The following is a 16,979-nucleotide window of genomic DNA, read 5'->3' as shown; positions in this document are numbered from 1 at the left end:
GCATAGCCCGCCGAAAAATAGCCGGGAATTGTACCTGATACACCGCGCAAGTGGGAGCAAAGCTTGCTCGCGAAACAGCCCCCTCGATTTCTGAAATCAACCGGCCCGACGCATCAGCCAAAGCCCGGACAACGCGCAGACACCGGCCGGCACCAGCACCGCAAACAGCGGCGAGAAGCCGAACACCAGGCTCGACGGCCCCAGCAAGTCCTGGACAATGCGGAAAGTGAAGCCCACCAGCACGCCGGTAAACACCCGCTGACCCAGGGTCACCGAACGCAGCGGACCGAAAATGAAGGAAATCGCCATCAACACCAGGGCGGCGGTGACCAAGGGTTGCAACACCTTGACCCAAAAAGCCAGCCAGTAGCGGCCGTTATTCAAGCCCTGGTCCGCCAGGTAGTGGATATACCCCCACAAACCGGTAATCGACAGGGATTCAGGTGCCATCACCACGGTGCTGAGCAACTGCGGGCTGATCGACACGTCCCAGCGCTCCTGCGGGGCGGCGACCACCTCGGTGCGGTTGTCATGGAACACGGTGGTGGTGACATCATTCAGTTGCCAGTGATCCTCGGCAAATTTGGCGCGCTTGGCGAAGCTCGACGACAGCATGTGCCGCTGGTCGTCGAAGCGATAACGGGTCACGCCGTACAGAATGCCGTTGGGTTGGACCGAGTTGATGTGAATGAACTCGTCGCCCTGACGGTGCCACAGGCCATGCTTGGCGCTTTGCGCGTCGCCACCACCCTGGGCCAGGGAACGGTTGGCCTGGGCGGTATTTTCGGTGGCTGGCGCGATGTATTCGCCGATCAACACACCTACCAGCATCAACACCAGCATGGGCTTCATCACCGCCCAGACGATCCGACCAATGGACACGCCGGCGGCGCGCATGATGGTCAGCTCGCTGTTGCTGGCCAGGCTGCCCAGGCCGATCAGGCAACCGATCAGCGCGGCCATCGGCAGCATGTCGTACAAGCGCCGTGGCGCCGTCAGCAGCACGTAGCTCGCCACGTCCATCAGCGTGTAGGTGTCGCTGACGTCGCCCATTTCATCGATGAAGGCAAACAAGGTCGCCAGGCCTAGGATGATCCCCAGCACCGCAAGGATCGCCATGAACACACTGCTGCCGATGTAGCGATCGAGTTTAACCACGGGCCACCTCCAGCGCGCTGCGACGACTGGCCAGCTTCAGGCGTAGCGGCTCCCAATAGAGCAACCCCAGGCCGATAGCCAGGAAAATCGAGTGCACCCACCACAGCCCCAGGGCTGGCGGGATCTTGCCTTTCTCCAATGCACTGCGGGCGGAAATCAGGATGGTCAGGTAAGCCATATATAGAAGAATCGCCGGCAGCAGCTTGAGGAAACGCCCCTGGCGCGGGTTGACCCGCGACAGTGGGACCGCCATGAGGGTCACGATGAACACCAGCAACGGCAAGGACAGGCGCCATTGCAGCTCGGTACGGGCACGAATGTCGTTGTTGCCCAGCAGGCTGGCGGTGGGCATCGCGTCGCGGTCAGTGACTTCATCGCTGACCTCGGGTTTGGGCAACAGCACGCCATAGGTGTCGTACTTGATGGCCCGGTAATCGGCCTGCCCCGGCTTGCCATCATAGCGATAGCCGTTTTCCAGGATCAGGTAGCGGTTGCCGTCGGGGTTGATTTCCTGCCGGCCCTTCTCGGCCACCAGCACGGAAATGCCACGGTCCTTCTTGGTATCCGCAGACAGGTTCTTTTGTGTAATGAAGACGCCGCCCAAGTCGATCCGGTCCTCCGAGAGCTGTTCGGTGTAGGTCACGCGCGTACCGTCGCGCAGGGCCTGGAAACGCCCTGGCACCAGCGTGTCGAACTCGGTCATGGCGTCCTGCTGGTTGATCAGCAGTTGGAACTGATTGGCGCCCAGGGGGGCCAGGCTCAGGCTCAGCCAGGCCACCACCAGAGCCACTAACGTGGCCGGGAACAGCGTCATGCGAAACAGGCGCTGCTGGCTCATGCCGGTGGCCGACAGCACGGTCATTTCGCTGTCCAGGTACAAGCGCCCGTACGCCAGCAGGATGCCGAGGAACAACCCCAGCGGCAGGATCAACTGCAAGAAGCCCGGCAGACGGAACCCCATGATCAGGAACAGCGAGCCCGGGTCCAGGGCGCCGGAGGCCGCCTGGGCGAGGTATTTGATGAAGCGCCCGCTCATGATGATGACCAGCAGCACGGCGCTGACGGCGCTCAGGGTCAGCAGGACTTCACGGGATAAATAACGGAAGACGATCAAACCAGACACTCCAGGATTGTCAGGCTAAGGCGGCCAAACAAGAAACGTATCGAGCCAGCTCATGCAGCGAGCCGCGCAAAAAAGAGCCGCATTATCCTGTGATTGGAGGCGCCTGTCACTGCGCACGCTTTAAGCAGACGCTTCACAGTCAAAAAGTTAACCGCTACCAGGGTTGTCAGGCTCGGCCGCCGGGGTTCAAACTGCGGCCTTTGTCGCCGGCACCTACCGGCGTTTCTCTTATATAGAAGACAGCTGCTCAGCGCGCCACTGTCTCGGCGCCTGGCCTCTTGACCATTGACTCAGGGATCCGGACATGGAACTGGTTGTAAAAAGCGTCAGCCCAGAAACGTTGAAAACCGCCACACTGGTAGTCGCCGTCGGTGAAAACCGCAAGCTCGGCGTGGTCGCCACCCAGCTCGACACCCTGAGCGGCGGGGCCATCAGCGCCGTGCTCAAGCGCGGCGACCTGGCCGGCAAGGTCGGCCAGAGCCTGTTGCTGCACAACCTGCCCAACCTCAAGGCCGAACGCGTACTGCTGGTGGGCGTGGGCAAGGACGCTGAACTGGGCGATCGTCCATTGCGTAAAATCATTGCCGGCGTGCTGAGCACCCTCAAGGGCCTTGGCGGCGCGGAGGCCGCCCTGGCGTTGGACGAGTTGGTGATCAAGGGCCGCGACAGCTACGGCAAGAACCGCTTGTTGGCCGAAACCCTGGTAGACGGCGAATACCAGTTCGACCAGTTCAAGAGCCAGAAAGCCGAACCCCGCGCCCTGAAAAAAATCACCCTGCTGACCATCAAGGCGGCCCAGGCTGAAGTCCAGCGTGCCGTGACCCACGCCACCGCGATTGCCAACGGCATGGCGTTCACCCGCGACCTGGGCAACCTGCCGCCGAACATCTGCCACCCGACGTTCCTCGGCGAGCAAGCCAAGGCACTGGGCAAGGAGTTCAAGGGCCTGAAGGTCGAAGTCTTCGACGAGAAGAAGATCAAGGACCTGGGCATGGGTTCGTTCTATTCCGTCGGCCAGGGCAGCGCCCAGCCGCCACGCCTGATCGTGATGCAATACAACGGCGGCAAGAAATCCGAGAAGCCGTACGCACTGGTCGGCAAGGGCATCACCTTCGACACCGGCGGCATCAGCCTCAAGCCGGGGGCTGGCATGGATGAGATGAAGTACGACATGGGCGGCGCCGCGAGCGTGTTCGGCACCCTGCGCGCCGTGCTCGAACTGCAACTGCCGATCAACCTGGTGTGCATCCTGGCCTGCGCCGAGAACATGCCCAGCGGCATGGCCTCGCGTCCGGGTGACATCGTCACCACCATGAGCGGTCAGACCGTGGAAATCCTCAACACCGACGCCGAAGGCCGCCTGGTGCTGTGTGACGCCCTCACCTATTCCGAGCGCTTCAAGCCGCAGGCGGTGATCGACATCGCAACCCTGACCGGCGCCTGCATCGTCGCCCTCGGCTCCCACACCTCGGGCCTGCTGGGCAACAACGACGAGCTGATCGGCCAACTGCTCAGCGCCGGCCAACAGGCCGACGACCGCGCCTGGCAGTTGCCACTGTTCGACGAGTACCAGGAACAACTGGACAGCCCGTTCGCCGACATCGCCAACATCGGTGGCCCGAAAGCCGGGACCATCACCGCAGCCTGCTTCCTGTCGCGCTTTACCAAGAACCTGAACTGGGCGCACCTGGACATCGCCGGCACAGCGTGGACCAGCGGCGGCAAGGACAAGGGCGCCACCGGTCGTCCGGTGCCCCTGCTGACCCAGTACCTGCTGGACCGCGCCAAGGCCTGACACCAATGACCGTCGCTGGCGTCGCCCCCGGGGTGACGTCATCGGCGGCTCAGGAACCGCAATGACCAAAGTCGATTTCTATATCCTGCCCAGCGCCGATCCATCGGCGCGGCTGGATTTCGCCTGCAAGCTCGTTGAAAAGGCCTGGCGCATGGGGCACCGCATCTACCTGCATTGCAGCGATGCCGCCCAGCGCGAGGACCTGGACACACGCCTGTGGGCTTTCAAGGGCGAGAGCTTCGTGCCCCACGGCCCAGCCGAGAGCGAACCCGAAGGGTTGATCGTACTGGGGCTGGGGGATGACTGCGGCCAGCACCAGGACCTGCTGGTCAACCTCGACCTGAAAGTACCGACCTTTGCCCAGCGCTTCGCCCGTGTGGCGGAAGTGGTGGTCGAAGACCCGGCCATCCGGCAAGCCGCGCGGGAGAGTTTCCGCTTCTACCGCGAACAGGGCTATCCTCTGCAAGACCACCGTTTACAGCGACTCTGAGCCCTACGATGGACACTCCAAAACCGCCACAAAAGCCCGCGCACCTGCTGGACGACCTCGAGTCGATCCGCCAACTGCTCGGCGACGACAACCTGCAACCGCCACTGCTGACCGACACGGTCGCGCACGAGCCGGCGCATGACGAACAGATCCCCCTGCTGTTCGAACCGATCAACGGCCAGCCCGAACCCAAGCCGGCGGCCAAGACCGAAGCCAAGGGCCCCGATGCCCTGCTGCACCTGGACCGCGAACTGCGCGCTGCGGCGCAGTTGATCATGCAAGACGTCATCGACGACTTCGCCCCGCACATCGAGACCGAGATCAAGCGTCGGCTGGATGCGCGGATGGAACGGCTGCTCAGTCAGTACGAATAACCCGGTTTATATATGTTTAGTGGCGAGGGCGCTTGCTCGCGCCGGGCGCGCTGTAGGAGCTGTCGAGTGCAACGAGGCTGCGATCTTGTCCCGGACAATTGAGTCCTAAGCGAAAACCGAAAAGATCACGATCAAAAGATCGCAGGCTCCGCCAGCGCCTACAGAGCCCAGCGCGAGCAAGCGCCCTCGCCACAGGGATTTGTTACGCATGTTAATACGCACTCACTGCGTACTGACTCGCCCTGCGCCCCACGCCCCGTTATACTTCCCGGCTTTTCCTGAATAAATGCCAATAGGGTCCCGCCGCGCATGGATAAGACCTACCAGCCGCACGCCATTGAAACTTCCTGGTACAACACCTGGGAGTCCGAGAATTATTTCGCTCCGCAAGGCGCGGGCGATTCCTACACCATCATGATCCCGCCGCCGAACGTCACCGGCAGCCTGCACATGGGCCACGGTTTCAACAACGCGATCATGGACGCGCTGATCCGTTTCCGGCGCATGCAAGGTCGCAACACCTTGTGGCAACCGGGCACCGACCACGCCGGTATTGCCACGCAGATGCTGGTGGAACGTCGCCTCGAAGCCCAGGGCCAGAGTCGCCATGACCTGGGTCGCGAGAAATTCCTCGAGAAAGTGTGGGAGTGGAAAGACGAGTCCGGTGGCAACATCAGCCGCCAGATCCGTCGCCTCGGCTCGTCCGTGGACTGGAGCCGCGAGCGCTTCACCATGGACGACGGTCTTTCGGAGGCGGTGAAGGAAGCCTTCGTGCGCCTGCATGAAGACGGACTGATCTACCGCGGCAAGCGCCTGGTCAACTGGGACACCAAGTTGCACACGGCCATTTCCGACCTCGAAGTGGAGAACCACGACGAGAAAGGTTTCCTGTGGAACCTGAAATACCCCCTGGCCGACGGCGCCAAGACCGCCGAAGGCAAGGATTACCTGATCGTTGCCACTACGCGTCCGGAAACCATGCTGGGCGACTCCGCCGTGGCGGTGAACCCGAACGATGAACGCTACCAGGCGCTGATCGGCAAGTTCGTCGAGTTGCCGCTGGTTGGTCGTCGCATCCCGATCATCGGCGATGATTACTGCGACCCTGAATTCGGCACCGGCTGCGTGAAAATCACCCCGGCCCACGATTTCAACGACTACGAAGTCGGCAAGCGCCACAACCTGCCGCTGCTGAACATCTTCGACAAGCACGCCAACGTGTTGCCGGCGGCCCAGGTGTTCAACCTCGACGGCACCCTGAACGAAAGCATCGATGGTCAGCTCCCGGCCGAATACGCCGGCCTGGACCGCTTCGAAGCACGCAAGCAGATCGTCGCGGCGTTCGAAGCCGCCGGCCTGCTGGTCAGCGTCGACGATCACGCCCTGAAAGTCCCGAAAGGCGACCGCTCCGGCACCATCATCGAACCGTGGTTGACCGACCAGTGGTACGTGTCCACCAAGCCGCTGGCCGAGCCCGCGATTGCCGCCGTGGAAGACGGCCGCATCCAGTTCGTGCCCAAGCAATACGAAAACATGTACTTCTCGTGGATGCGCGACATCCAGGATTGGTGCATCAGCCGTCAACTGTGGTGGGGCCATCGCATCCCGGCCTGGTACGACGAGTCGGGCAAGGTCTATGTCGGCCGTGATGAAGCCGAAGTCCGCGCCAAGCACAACCTCGGCCCGGACGTTGCCCTGGCGCAGGACAACGACGTTCTCGACACCTGGTTCAGCTCGGGCCTGTGGACCTTCTCGACACTGGGCTGGCCGCAGCAGACCGAGTTCCTGAAGAAATTCCACTCCACTGACGTGCTGGTCACCGGCTTCGATATCATTTTCTTCTGGGTCGCCCGGATGATCATGATGACCATGCACCTGATGAAGAACGAAGACGGCACGCCGCAAGTGCCGTTCAAGACCGTCTACGTCCACGGCCTGGTGCGCGACGGCCAGGGCCAGAAGATGTCCAAGTCCAAGGGCAACGTCCTCGACCCGCTGGACATCATCGACGGCATCGACCTGGAAACCCTGGTACAGAAACGCACCTCCGGCCTGATGCAGCCGAAACTGGCGAAGAAGATCGAGAAGGCCACCCGCGAAGAATTCGCCGAGGGCATCGCCAGCTACGGCACCGACGCCCTGCGCTTCACCTTCTGCTCGCTGGCGTCCACCGGTCGCGACATCAAGTTCGACATGGGTCGCGTCGAAGGCTATCGCAACTTCTGCAACAAGATCTGGAACGCCGCGCGCTACGTGCTGGACAAAGGCGAAGACTGCGGCCAGAACGGCGAAACCTTTGAGCTGACCCTGGCCGATCGCTGGATCATTTCCCAGTTGCAACGCACCGAGGCCGAGGTAACTCGCCAGCTCGATCAGTTCCGTTTCGACCTGGCCGCGCAAGCCTTGTACGAGTTCATCTGGAACCAGTATTGCGACTGGTACCTGGAGCTGTCCAAGCCTGTGCTGTGGGACGAAAACGCACCGGTCGAACGCCAGCGCGGCACCCGTCGCACCCTGGTGCGCGTGCTGGAAGTGGCCCTGCGCCTGGCGCATCCGTTCATGCCGTTCATCACCGAGGAAATCTGGCAGCGCATCGCACCGCTGGCAGGCGCCCAAGGCAAGACGATCATGCTGCAACCTTGGCCGGTGGCCAACGAAACCCGCATCGATTCGGCGGCCGAAGACGACATCGAGTGGCTCAAGACCTTCATGCTTGGCCTGCGTAACATCCGCGCCGAAATGAACATCGGCCCGGGCAAGCCACTGGCCCTGTTCCTGAAGAACGCCAGCGCCGAAGACCTGCGCCGCCTCAACGAAAACGAGGCGCTGCTCAAGAAACTGGCGAAGCTCGAGTCGGTGACGGTCCTGGCAACCGGCGAAGAGGCGCCGCTGTCGGCCACCGCCCTGGTCGGCGAGATGGAAGTGCTGGTGCCGATGGCGGGCCTGATCGACAAGGCCGCGGAACTGGCGCGCCTGGACAAGGAAATCCTGCGCCTCAAAGGCGAAGTACAGCGGGTCGGCGGCAAGCTGTCCAACGCCGGCTTCGTTGACAAGGCGCCAGCCGAAGTCATCGAGAAGGAACGGGCCAAACTGGCCGAGGCGGAACAGGCCTTGGGCAAGCTGGCCGAGCAGCATGGGCGGATCTCCAGCCTGTAACGGCGGTTCGCAATGAAAAGGGAGGTCCCGTTGGACCTCCTTTTTTATGCCCGTCATTTTCTAGCAGACAATGAACATTCCTTGTGGGAGCGGGCTTGCTCGCGAAAGCAGTGGGTCAGCTTACCTCTGCTTTGAATGTACCGACGCCTTCGCGAGCAAGCCCGCTCCCACAATTTGATCCGCGCTACCATCAAGACCGGGCCGGATGTGGGACAATGCCCGCCACTTTTTGAGCCACCCCCGAATCGACCCGCCCATGACCGCCCCTCGCGCACCAAAACCTACCCGCCAGAAGCCCAAGCCCGCCGTCGAGGCCAAACCCGTGGCGCCGCGGGAGAAGGCCAGCCTGCACCCGCGTAACCGTCACCAGGGCCGCTACGACTTCCCCGCGTTGATCAAGTCCACGCCTGAATTGGCCAAGTTCGTGATCATCAACCCCTATGGCAAGGAAAGCATCGACTTTGCCAGCCCCGACGCCGTGCGGGTGTTCAACCGGGCGTTGCTCAAAGCTTTCTATGGCATCGCCCACTGGGATATCCCGGCCGACTACCTGTGCCCGCCGGTGCCCGGTCGGGCGGACTATGTGCACTTCCTCGCCGATTTGCTCGCCAGCCACAATGTAGGTGAAATCCCCCGCGGGGCGGCAGTCAAGGTGTTGGACATTGGCACCGGCGCCAACTGTGTCTATCCGCTGATCGGTTACAGCGACTACCGCTGGCACTTCCTCGGCTCGGAGATCGACCCGACGGCCATCGCCTCAGCCAAGGCCATCGTCCAGTCCAATGGCTTGAACAAGGCCATCCAGTTGCGCCAGCAAGCCAACCGCAAGCAGATCCTCCTGGGCCTGCTGGAAGACGGCGAACGGTTCGACCTGACGATGTGCAACCCGCCGTTCCACGCCTCCCTGGAGGAAGCCACCAAGGGTAGCCAGCGCAAGTGGCGGGCGCTGGGCAAGGCCGATCCGAAGCGCAAGCTGCCGGTGCTGAATTTTGGCGGTCAGGCTGCGGAGTTGTGGTGCGAGGGCGGGGAAGCCCGGTTCGTGACGCAACTGATCGGCGAGAGTGCGCAGGTGGCCGGGCAGGTGCTGTGGTTCAGCACCCTGGTATCAAAGGCGTCGAACCTGCCAGCGATTCAAACCGCGCTGAAAAAGGCCGGCGCGCTGCACAGCCAGGTGGTGGAGATGTCCCAGGGCCAGAAGCAGAGTCGTTTCGTGGCCTGGACCTTCCAGACTGAGGCGCAGCAACAAGCTTGGCGCCAGTCGCGCTGGGTCCGCAAGGATTAGAAAGATACGGCTCTACTGTAGGAGCTGCCGAGCGAAGCGAGGCTGCGATCTTTTGATCTTTCGCCTGAGATTCAACGGTCAGGGGAAAGATCGTAGCCTCGCTTCGCTCGGCAGCGCCTACCGGTGATTTTCAAGGCAATAAAAAACCGTGCCCGGATCGCTCCGAGGCACGGTTTTTTTTACTGCGGTCTTACTTGTTGACCGCGTCGGTCAGGCCTTTGGCCACAACCAGCTTGATCACTTTCTTGGCAGCGATTTCGATGGCAGCGCCAGTCGAAGGGTTACGGCCGGTACGGGCAGGACGCTCGGTGACTTTCAGCTTGCCAACACCTGGCAGAGTGATTTCGCCGCCATTTTCCAGCTGATCGGCAACGACTTGGCCCAGTTGGTCCAGCAGCGAACGCACGGTAGCTTTTGGTGCGTCTACAGATTCAGCCAAATCAGCGATCAGTTGGTCTTTAGTAAGAGCCATGTAGTGTTCCTTCCCTATCAAATTCATATGGATTGCAGAGTGCAGTGTCAGCCATCGAGCCCGATCTCTGTTGATCAGGCACCCTCGGCAATCACCGCGACGGATCGGGGTAATAGATGCCGAAAACCGGGTTTGGTTCGACCTGACAGATGCTGAATGCACGCTTAACGCAGTGACATCGCGTAAGACCGGGCAAAACTAGCACAACGCCTCTGAAATATCCGCTTCTAGCTACCCATTTGGTCAGCTTTCTTGCGCTAAAACGTTAAAAAAATGCATATAGGCTGTCGGACGGGTCTGAAAGGGCCTTTGCCGGGTTCCAAAACCAGTGATTGCGGTACACTGGGCCCTTTTTCGGGGCGCGCGTCCTCCTCTCTTTCATCAGCCGAGAAATCCATGCCGATCCGTCATTGCATCGTCCACCTGATCGACAAAAAACCCGACGGCACCCCTGCTGTGCTCCATGCCCGCGACTCCGAACTGGCAGAGTCCGCGGCCATCGAGAACATGCTCGCCGACCTCAACGAGAGCTATAACGCCAAGCAAGGCAAGGCCTGGGGCTTTTTCCATGCCGAGTCCGGGGCGCATCCGTTCAGCGGCTGGCTGAAGGAGTATTTGGACGGTGGCAAGGATTTCACCGCGTTCAGTCGGGTGGCGGTGGAACACCTGCAAAAACTGATGGAAGAGTCCAACCTGTCGGTGGGCGGTCACGTACTGTTCGCCCATTACCAGCAAGGCATGACCGATTACCTGGCCATCGCCCTGCTGCATCACAGTGAAGGCGTGGCGGTGACCGATGAGCTGGACGTGACCCCGTCCCGCCACCTGGACCTGGGCCAATTGCACCTGGCGGCGCGAGTCAACGTGTCGGAATGGCAGAACAACAAGCAATCCAAGCAGTACATCTCGTTCATCAAGGGCAAGAACGGCAAGAAGGTCTCGGAATACTTCCGTGACTTCATCGGCTGCCAGGAAGGTGTCGACGGCCCCGGCGAGACCCGCACCCTGCTCAAGGCCTTCAGTGACTTCGTCGAAAGCGAAGACCTGCCTGAAGACGATGCCCGGGAAAAAACCAAGACCCTGGTCGACTACGCCAGCAGCCAGGCCAAGCTCGGCGAGCCGATGGGCCTGGAAGAACTCTCCGAACTGATCGATGAAGAACGCCCGAAAGCCTTCTACGATCACATCCGCAACAAGGACTATGGCCTATCGCCAGAAATCCCCGCCGATAAACGCACGCTCAACCAGTTCCGCCGCTTCACCGGCCGCGCCGAAGGCTTGTCCATCAGCTTCGAAGCGCACCTGCTGGGCTCCAAGATCGAGTATGACGAGGAAGCCGGTACGCTGATCATCAAGGGCCTGCCCACGTCGCTGACCGACCAGCTCAAGCGTCGTAATTGATGTTGGGTGGGGTGCTGAAGAAATTCCTGCTGATTCTGCTGGTGGTGGTGGCCTATCAGAACTGGGGCAAGATCGAGCGGATGTTCAACCCCTCGCAGAGGGTTCCCGAGCAGATTCTCAGCCACGCCCGCGTCGTGCTGTATGCCACCGACTGGTGCGGCTACTGCAAGGCCACCCGGCGGTTCCTGGATGAGAAAGGCGTGCCATTTCACGAGTTCGATATCGAGAAGGACAGCGAGGCGCGCAAGGCTTATGAGGCGCTGGGTGGCCGGGGAATTCCGATCCTGGATGTGAACGGCACGTTGATTCGTGGGTATGAGCCGGAGAATATTCTCAGGGCATTGTCCGCGATATAGGTTGTCCGGCAAGGATGGTGCAGGATTTGAAGGCCTAATCGCGAGCAGGCTCCCACATTGATTCGCGGCGGACATAAATCCGATGATCACCGCAGATCCAGTGTGGGAGCGAGCCTGCTCGCGATAGCGGTGGACCAGCCACCTCCTTAGGGAAGGTCAGACCGCCTCGATCCGGAAGCCAAGCCGCGGAAAGTGCACGTGCACCACCCCGCCACGCGCATCTTCGCGACGCAGAATCAATTCCTCGCTACCGGCAAACATCAACTCCCCAGCCACCGGATCAACGCCATAGTCCGTCGCGGCGATACTCACCTGTTGCCCTGCCGTGAACCCGTTCGGCTCGTCGAATGTCTCATCCGGCAGCGCGGCCGGCGTAGCGTTGCGGGCAACGTCCAAGGCCTCTTCGGCACTCATCTGGCTCGACGCGCCATGGCCGAAACCCAGCACCCGTGCCAGCCATGCCGAAACAGCCGGATACGCATCCACCAGCGGCGAGGTGACCGGAGTGCCCTTGAGAAACCACAGTGGATGGGCCATGGCGAAGTCGGCAATCGACGGATCACCCAACAGGAAATCGCCCTCCTCGCGCTGCAACTGCTGCTCAAGGCGCGCCATGATCGTCGGCCATTGGTGCTTGGCCTGCTCGGCGGTCAGGCGCGTGGCCGTGCCGCCACTGAACAGGCCGGCGCGGTCGCTGATGAACGCCTTGATCGCCTCAGGCGATAGCTTGGCGAACCGCACCGCCACCGATTCAGGCTGGAACACCAGACTCACCGCATGCTGGAACACCACCGAATCGGCCCACGCCGCAAAGGACGCGGCAAGCATTTCCCGGCCTTCGGGGAACAGCGCCGGCGAGGCTTTTTCCTGCTCCAGGCGGCGGGCCATCAGCGAGGTATCGCAATAGATATCCGCGCCGACCTGCATTACCGGCGTCTTGCGATAGCCACCCGTCAGCGCCGTCAGGTCAGGCTTGGGCATCATCGGCGGGATGCTCACCGAACGCCAGGACAGTCCTTTGAAACCCAGCAGCAGCCGGGCTTTTTCCGCGAAAGGAGACGTTGGGTAATGATGAAGGATCAGCTCTGACATGAGATTAACCACTGCAGGAATGAAGTCTTACAGCTTAGCGTGCCTGACCGGGACAGCCTACCGGCCTGATAAAGGTCCATCAGCCCGGCTGATGTAGCGACAACACACTGGCCACCAGGCATTCCTTGGCGCTTTTCTTGAGCTTTTTGATCAGTCGCTCCTGGCGCAGGGCCTCGCCCTTGTCGCGACAAGCCTCGGTGTACACCAAAGCCACTGCTGGGCTGGACAGGAAGAAGCGTGCCCCCTTGCCGCTCTGATGCTTGGCGAAACGCCGCACCGGATCATCACTGATGCCGCAGTACAGCGAACCGTTGGCGGCCCGCACCAGGTAGACGAACCAGGGCTTGCCCGGTTCGGCGGGGCCTTGAGCAGGCAGATCGAGAGAAGGGTCGGCAGTCGTCACAAGCTGTTCAACAGGTCGGCAAAGACAAGCCGCAATCTTATCAGCGACTGGCCTGGAACGCCCGCAACCCCTTGAGTGCCTGGGCCCTGACGGCATTGCGCACCAGCGGTGTCCAGCCCAGCAGCAGGCCCTTGGTGCCCAGCGCCTGGCGAGACCAGCGCCACAGATCGAAGCTGTCGTGGTGTTCGCAGATCTTGCCGTCGCGAAAAACGAAGCGCGCCTGAATGTCATTGATCACGATGTTGCCGGTCTGGCTGAACAGGTACGTCGCCACCCAATGCGCACCACCGGTACGCTCATCGCTGTGCACGTTATCGAAGGTCAGGGAAAAGTCCTTGGCCCGGGTCGTCAACATGCGCCACATATCGCCGGCATCGCGCCCGCGCAGTTCGCCGAACGCCGGGTCGCTGAACAGCACGTCGTCGGTGTAGCAAGCGCTCATGGCTTCGGCGTCCAGGCGCTGGAACGCCTGATAAAAACGGAAGATCAAGGCGTTGTGGGCATCACTCATGGACAGGCTCCGAAAAATGTTTCAGTAGGCCTGCACGATAATCGGCCACCGTCGGGAAGACTATCGTCATTCGCCATGAGAATGATATCAACGAAGGTCTGTGAGCCTCTCGCTGCTGACCCCCACGTACAACGCCCGGCCCGCACCGATGCCCGCAATGATCGCCCCCAGGCCAACCAGGCCGAAGATCCAGCCCAGGGCGCTCCAACCGCCGGTCAAGTCGTGGACCACACCCACCGCGAACGGCCCCAGCGACGCCAGCGTATAGCCGAAGCCCTGAGCCATGCTGGACAGGTTGGCGGCCACGTGGGCGTCCCGCGAGCGCAACACGATCAGGGTGAGCGCCAGGCTGAATGATCCGCCCTGCCCCAGGCCCAGCAGGATCGCCCACCCCCACAAGCCATCGAGCGGAGCGTAGAGGCAGCCGAACAACCCGCCCAGGACCATGAGCATGACGATCACGATGGCCAGGCGCTGGTCCTTGCCGCGTGTGGCCAACCAGGGCGCCGCGAGGGAACTGATCAACTGCACGATGACCGAACCGGACAGCACGAGCCCGGCCTGGGTCGGGGTCAGGCCACGTCCAATCAGGATCGACGGCAGCCAGCCAAAGACGATGTAGGCCAGGGACGATTGCAGCCCCATGTACAACGTCACTTGCCAGGCCAAGGGATCACGCAGCAAGCCGCGAACCCGGTACGCCACTTGGTGGGCACCGTGTTTCTCACCCACTTGCGGTAACCAGAACACCGCGGCCAGCAGCGCCGGGACCGCCCAGAACCCCAGCCCCAAGGCCCAGCTGTGGCCAAGGTGCTCGCTCAGCGGCACCGTCGCCCCGGCCGCCATCGCCGCGCCCAGGCATAAAGCCATGGTGTAGACGCCGGTCATGGCGCCAGCCTGTTTGGTGAAGTCGCGCTTGACGATGCCCGGCAGCAGCACGCCGATCACACCGATACTCGCGCCGGCCAGGATGCTGCCGACAAACAGCCCGACCTGACCGAAGGCGCTGCGCAACACAATCCCACCCGCCAGCGTCAACAAGATCCCCAGCACCACGCGCTCGGCACCGAAGCGCCGCGCCAGCACCGGTGCCAGCGGCGCGAACAGGCCCAGGCAAAGCACAGGCAATGTGGTCAGCAAACCGGCCTGGGCCGCCGACAGGCCGAGGTTTGCTGACACTTCGCTGAGCAACGGCGCCATGCTCGACAACGCCGGACGCAAGTTCAGCGCCACCAGGATCAACCCGAGCAGCAACAGCCAGGGACGATGCACCAACGGATGGCGCTGCTGGGCCTGCTCGTCATCGGCTTCGGCATCGATCAGCAATTCTTCGAGTTCGGCGGCGCGTTTGGGCGCCGTCAAAGGGGTGCGGTCAAGCGGATCGCGGGACATGGAAAGCTCTGCTTCAGGGTTCATTGATCAACTGCCGGCACAGGGCCTTGGCCTGCTCCGGGTCTTGGCGTTCGACGGCTTCGAGGATTTCGACGTGCAGGTCGAACACATGTTGATGGCGGGGAATGATGTTGAGGCTCTGGCGCAACTGTGCACCGAGCACGGCGGAAAAGTCGCGATAGGGTTCACTGGGCGCGGGGTCGTCATCACGGGCTGAATTTTCTGACAGATTAGTCAGCTTCTTGTGGGACGGCAACCGCCTAAGGTCAATATGAGGGAAAAGGAGCGAAATTTTCGATTGGTCAAAATTACCCTTTATGGGTAACTTCAAGGACAAGGCACACCGTTCAATGGAAAAGAACACACCCCATTACGCCTTGGTGGCGATACAGGCGGATGTCAGGCGGCTTAAAGGGATAGCTTTCACCAGCACTGGGAAGAACACTGCTCGGACGCTCGGTTTAAACGTCTCGGACATGCAGCAGGTCATCCATGGGCTTGAGCGAAAACAGTTCTACAAATCGATGACCGCCTATGACGATCATCGAGTCTGGCATGACGTCTACCACGCCAATTCACACGGCCTGGAGATTTACCTGAAGGTGACGTAGCGCCCCAGCGGAGGCCCACCGGTAATTTCCTTCAAGGAGAAAAACTCATGAAACACCAGCAATGCTTCAGCTGTGGTGCCCCGGAGGGCATGTTGCATTTCGAAGGTCGCGGCGAAACCATGAGCGTCAAGGGACTGGAACGCCGGGTCGATGACTTGTCTGGCTGGGAATGTCAGATGTGCGGCGAAGTCGAGCTCGATTCAAGCTGCTCGGACCGCTACGACCACGCGGGTGATGAGCTGGTCAATGCGGCCAGGCGAATGATCGGCGAAGAGATCAAACGTGTCCGGCGCAAACTGCATCTATCGCAAAAGGAAGCGGTACTGCTGCTATCGGGCGGTGGACACAATGCGTTTTCCCGCTACGAGCGCGGCGAAGTAGTGCCACCCAAGGCGTTGATCTTGCTGATGCGCCTGCTTGATCGCTATCCGCATTTGCTTGCCGATGCCCATGCCTTCGCTGAAGACGCAGACTTGCGGCAATTCAAAACGACGGTGCACAAGGAACACGAGACCCTCACGGCTTGCTGAGCGGCCCATTAAAAACAAACCCGGACAAGTCCGGGTTTATTTCACTGCCTAAGACCGGATCAATGCAGGATCTGGCTCAGGAACAGCTTGGTACGCTCATTCTGCGGGTTGTCGAAGAAGTCGTTCGGCGCGGCCTGTTCGACGATTTCACCTTTGTCCATGAAGATCACGCGGTTGGCCACGGTGCGGGCAAAACCCATCTCGTGGGTCACGCAGAGCATGGTCATGCCGTCTTCGGCCAGGCCGATCATGGTGTCCAGTACCTCTTTCACCATTTCCGGGTCGAGGGCCGAGGTCGGCTCGTCGAACAGCATGATTTTCGGCTTCATGCACAGCGCACGGGCGATGGCCACGCGCTGTTGCTGACCGCCGGAGAGTTGGCCCGGGTACTTATGCGCCTGCTCTGGGATGCGCACGCGCTCCAGGTAGTGCATGGCGATTTCCTCGGCCTTGCGCTTGGGCATCTTACGAACCCACATCGGCGCCAGGGTGCAGTTCTGCAGGATGGTCAGGTGCGGGAACAGGTTGAAGTGCTGGAACACCATGCCGACTTCACGGCGGATCGCTTCGATCTGCTTGAGGTCGTTGGTCAGTTCCACACCGTCGACCACGATACGGCCCTGCTGGTGCTCTTCCAGGCGGTTGAGGCAGCGGATGGTGGTGGACTTGCCGGAGCCCGACGGGCCGCACAACACGATACGCTCGCCCTGCTGGACGTTCAGGTTGATGTCTTTCAACACGTGGAACTGGCCGTACCACTTGTTTACGCCCTGCATCTGAATAATGCCTTCAGGGCTCACAGGCTGTTTGATCGCTTCACTCATGAGTCAACT

Annotated in this window: 17 protein-coding genes and 1 pseudogene; 9 read left to right on the top strand and 9 right to left on the bottom strand. The window is 61.3% G+C overall.

Features of this window, described 5'->3' with window-relative positions; all coding sequences use genetic code 11:
• Positions 1 to 96: 96 nt before the first annotated feature.
• Together lptG and lptF are read right to left on the bottom strand one after the other, a co-directional pair.
• On the bottom strand, positions 97 to 1,158 hold the full coding sequence (gene lptG / locus AACY31_RS16865) for an LPS export ABC transporter permease LptG (protein WP_339478223.1): 1,062 nt from the start codon (positions 1,156 to 1,158) through the stop codon (positions 97 to 99).
• Complete coding sequence (lptF, locus tag AACY31_RS16860; RefSeq protein ID WP_339504817.1) at positions 1,151 to 2,272, bottom strand: LPS export ABC transporter permease LptF; 1,122 nt, start codon at positions 2,270 to 2,272, stop codon at positions 1,151 to 1,153. Before lptF ends, lptG begins: the two co-directional genes overlap by 8 nt.
• A 313-nt stretch (positions 2,273 to 2,585) precedes the next feature.
• Between lptF and AACY31_RS16855 the strand changes: the two genes are divergently transcribed.
• The 5 genes from AACY31_RS16855 (at position 2,586) to rlmF (ending at position 9,378) form a co-directional block, all read left to right on the top strand.
• On the top strand, positions 2,586 to 4,076 hold the full coding sequence (locus tag AACY31_RS16855; RefSeq protein ID WP_339493017.1) for a leucyl aminopeptidase: 1,491 nt from the start codon (positions 2,586 to 2,588) through the stop codon (positions 4,074 to 4,076).
• A gap of 61 nt (positions 4,077 to 4,137) precedes the next feature.
• On the top strand, positions 4,138 to 4,566 hold the full coding sequence (locus AACY31_RS16850; RefSeq protein ID WP_339478214.1) for a DNA polymerase III subunit chi: 429 nt from the start codon (positions 4,138 to 4,140) through the stop codon (positions 4,564 to 4,566).
• 8 nt (positions 4,567 to 4,574) lie between these two features.
• On the top strand, positions 4,575 to 4,940 hold the full coding sequence (locus AACY31_RS16845; RefSeq protein WP_339478211.1) for a DNA polymerase III subunit chi: 366 nt from the start codon (positions 4,575 to 4,577) through the stop codon (positions 4,938 to 4,940).
• 309 nt (positions 4,941 to 5,249) lie between these two features.
• On the top strand, positions 5,250 to 8,096 hold the full coding sequence (locus AACY31_RS16840) for a valine--tRNA ligase (RefSeq protein ID WP_339478208.1): 2,847 nt from the start codon (positions 5,250 to 5,252) through the stop codon (positions 8,094 to 8,096).
• A 256-nt stretch (positions 8,097 to 8,352) separates the two neighbouring features.
• A complete protein-coding gene (gene rlmF, locus AACY31_RS16835; RefSeq protein ID WP_339504815.1) occupies positions 8,353 to 9,378 on the top strand; it encodes a 23S rRNA (adenine(1618)-N(6))-methyltransferase RlmF in 1,026 nt (341 codons plus the stop codon).
• 190 nt (positions 9,379 to 9,568) lie between these two features.
• Here the strand turns inward: rlmF and AACY31_RS16830 are convergent, their stop codons facing one another.
• Positions 9,569 to 9,850: an HU family DNA-binding protein gene (locus AACY31_RS16830; protein ID WP_003205289.1), complete on the bottom strand. Its 282-nt coding sequence runs from the start codon at positions 9,848 to 9,850 to the stop codon at positions 9,569 to 9,571.
• A gap of 396 nt (positions 9,851 to 10,246) precedes the next feature.
• On the opposite strand from AACY31_RS16830, the gene yejK reads away from it, so the two are divergent.
• Positions 10,247 to 11,251 carry a nucleoid-associated protein YejK gene (gene yejK / locus AACY31_RS16825; protein WP_339504813.1) on the top strand — a complete coding sequence of 335 codons (1,005 nt, stop codon included), beginning with the start codon at positions 10,247 to 10,249 and terminating at the stop codon, positions 11,249 to 11,251.
• Complete coding sequence (locus AACY31_RS16820; RefSeq protein WP_339504812.1) at positions 11,251 to 11,607, top strand: glutaredoxin family protein; 357 nt, start codon at positions 11,251 to 11,253, stop codon at positions 11,605 to 11,607. The genes yejK and AACY31_RS16820 overlap by 1 nt, the downstream gene beginning before the upstream one ends.
• Before the next feature lie 156 nt (positions 11,608 to 11,763).
• Here the strand turns inward: AACY31_RS16820 and AACY31_RS16815 are convergent, their stop codons facing one another.
• The 5 genes and pseudogenes from AACY31_RS16815 to AACY31_RS16795 all read right to left on the bottom strand — a co-directional run.
• The gene (locus tag AACY31_RS16815) at positions 11,764 to 12,699 is read right to left on the bottom strand and encodes a glutathione S-transferase family protein (RefSeq protein WP_339478201.1); all 936 of its coding nucleotides are present in this window, start codon (positions 12,697 to 12,699) and stop codon (positions 11,764 to 11,766) included.
• A gap of 79 nt (positions 12,700 to 12,778) precedes the next feature.
• Entirely contained in the window at positions 12,779 to 13,102 is a 324-nt protein-coding gene (locus AACY31_RS16810) for a GIY-YIG nuclease family protein (RefSeq protein ID WP_339478199.1), read from the bottom strand.
• A gap of 40 nt (positions 13,103 to 13,142) precedes the next feature.
• A complete protein-coding gene (locus tag AACY31_RS16805) occupies positions 13,143 to 13,613 on the bottom strand; it encodes a nuclear transport factor 2 family protein (protein WP_339504810.1) in 471 nt (156 codons plus the stop codon).
• An 87-nt stretch (positions 13,614 to 13,700) separates the two neighbouring features.
• Positions 13,701 to 15,029 carry a CynX/NimT family MFS transporter gene (locus AACY31_RS16800; RefSeq protein ID WP_445261555.1) on the bottom strand — a complete coding sequence of 443 codons (1,329 nt, stop codon included), beginning with the start codon at positions 15,027 to 15,029 and terminating at the stop codon, positions 13,701 to 13,703.
• Positions 15,019 to 15,204: pseudogene (locus tag AACY31_RS16795) on the bottom strand (FCD domain-containing protein); the annotation flags it as partial. The gene AACY31_RS16800 and the pseudogene AACY31_RS16795, both read right to left, overlap by 11 nt.
• A 151-nt stretch (positions 15,205 to 15,355) precedes the next feature.
• Here AACY31_RS16795 and AACY31_RS16790 point away from each other — a divergent pair.
• Together AACY31_RS16790 and AACY31_RS16785 are read left to right on the top strand one after the other, a co-directional pair.
• Positions 15,356 to 15,616: a type II toxin-antitoxin system MqsR family toxin gene (locus AACY31_RS16790; RefSeq protein ID WP_339478190.1), complete on the top strand. Its 261-nt coding sequence runs from the start codon at positions 15,356 to 15,358 to the stop codon at positions 15,614 to 15,616.
• 47 nt (positions 15,617 to 15,663) lie between these two features.
• A complete protein-coding gene (locus tag AACY31_RS16785) occupies positions 15,664 to 16,146 on the top strand; it encodes a type II toxin-antitoxin system MqsA family antitoxin (protein ID WP_304554432.1) in 483 nt (160 codons plus the stop codon).
• A gap of 59 nt (positions 16,147 to 16,205) precedes the next feature.
• On the opposite strand, the gene AACY31_RS16780 is transcribed toward AACY31_RS16785, so the two are convergent.
• Positions 16,206 to 16,970, bottom strand: a complete 765-nt coding sequence (locus AACY31_RS16780; RefSeq protein ID WP_256230591.1) for an amino acid ABC transporter ATP-binding protein — start codon at positions 16,968 to 16,970, stop codon at positions 16,206 to 16,208.
• Between the last annotated feature and the right edge of the window lie 9 nt (positions 16,971 to 16,979).

Source organism: Pseudomonas sp. RL_105y_Pfl2_101, from assembly GCF_963970585.1.
Lineage (GTDB): Bacteria > Pseudomonadota > Gammaproteobacteria > Pseudomonadales > Pseudomonadaceae > Aquipseudomonas.
The sequence above is the reverse complement of the archived record's forward strand: the minus strand, read 5'-3'. Positions and strand labels throughout refer to the sequence as shown.

Excerpts from the sequence above, each read along its gene's own strand:
- AACY31_RS16855 (WP_339493017.1), top strand. The coding sequence starts at position 2,586 with ATGGAACTGGTTGTAAAAAGCGTCAGCCCAGAAACGTTGAAAACCGCC.
- AACY31_RS16850 (WP_339478214.1), top strand. The coding sequence starts at position 4,138 with ATGACCAAAGTCGATTTCTATATCCTGCCCAGCGCCGATCCATCGGCG.
- AACY31_RS16845 (WP_339478211.1), top strand. The coding sequence starts at position 4,575 with ATGGACACTCCAAAACCGCCACAAAAGCCCGCGCACCTGCTGGACGAC.
- AACY31_RS16840 (WP_339478208.1), top strand. The coding sequence starts at position 5,250 with ATGGATAAGACCTACCAGCCGCACGCCATTGAAACTTCCTGGTACAAC.
- rlmF (WP_339504815.1), top strand. The coding sequence starts at position 8,353 with ATGACCGCCCCTCGCGCACCAAAACCTACCCGCCAGAAGCCCAAGCCC.
- AACY31_RS16830 (WP_003205289.1), bottom strand. The coding sequence starts at position 9,850 with ATGGCTCTTACTAAAGACCAACTGATCGCTGATTTGGCTGAATCTGTA.
- yejK (WP_339504813.1), top strand. The coding sequence starts at position 10,247 with ATGCCGATCCGTCATTGCATCGTCCACCTGATCGACAAAAAACCCGAC.
- AACY31_RS16820 (WP_339504812.1), top strand. The coding sequence starts at position 11,251 with ATGTTGGGTGGGGTGCTGAAGAAATTCCTGCTGATTCTGCTGGTGGTG.
- AACY31_RS16815 (WP_339478201.1), bottom strand. The coding sequence starts at position 12,699 with ATGTCAGAGCTGATCCTTCATCATTACCCAACGTCTCCTTTCGCGGAA.
- AACY31_RS16805 (WP_339504810.1), bottom strand. The coding sequence starts at position 13,613 with ATGAGTGATGCCCACAACGCCTTGATCTTCCGTTTTTATCAGGCGTTC.
- AACY31_RS16800 (WP_445261555.1), bottom strand. The coding sequence starts at position 15,029 with ATGAACCCTGAAGCAGAGCTTTCCATGTCCCGCGATCCGCTTGACCGC.
- AACY31_RS16790 (WP_339478190.1), top strand. The coding sequence starts at position 15,356 with ATGGAAAAGAACACACCCCATTACGCCTTGGTGGCGATACAGGCGGAT.
- AACY31_RS16785 (WP_304554432.1), top strand. The coding sequence starts at position 15,664 with ATGAAACACCAGCAATGCTTCAGCTGTGGTGCCCCGGAGGGCATGTTG.
- AACY31_RS16780 (WP_256230591.1), bottom strand. The coding sequence starts at position 16,970 with ATGAGTGAAGCGATCAAACAGCCTGTGAGCCCTGAAGGCATTATTCAG.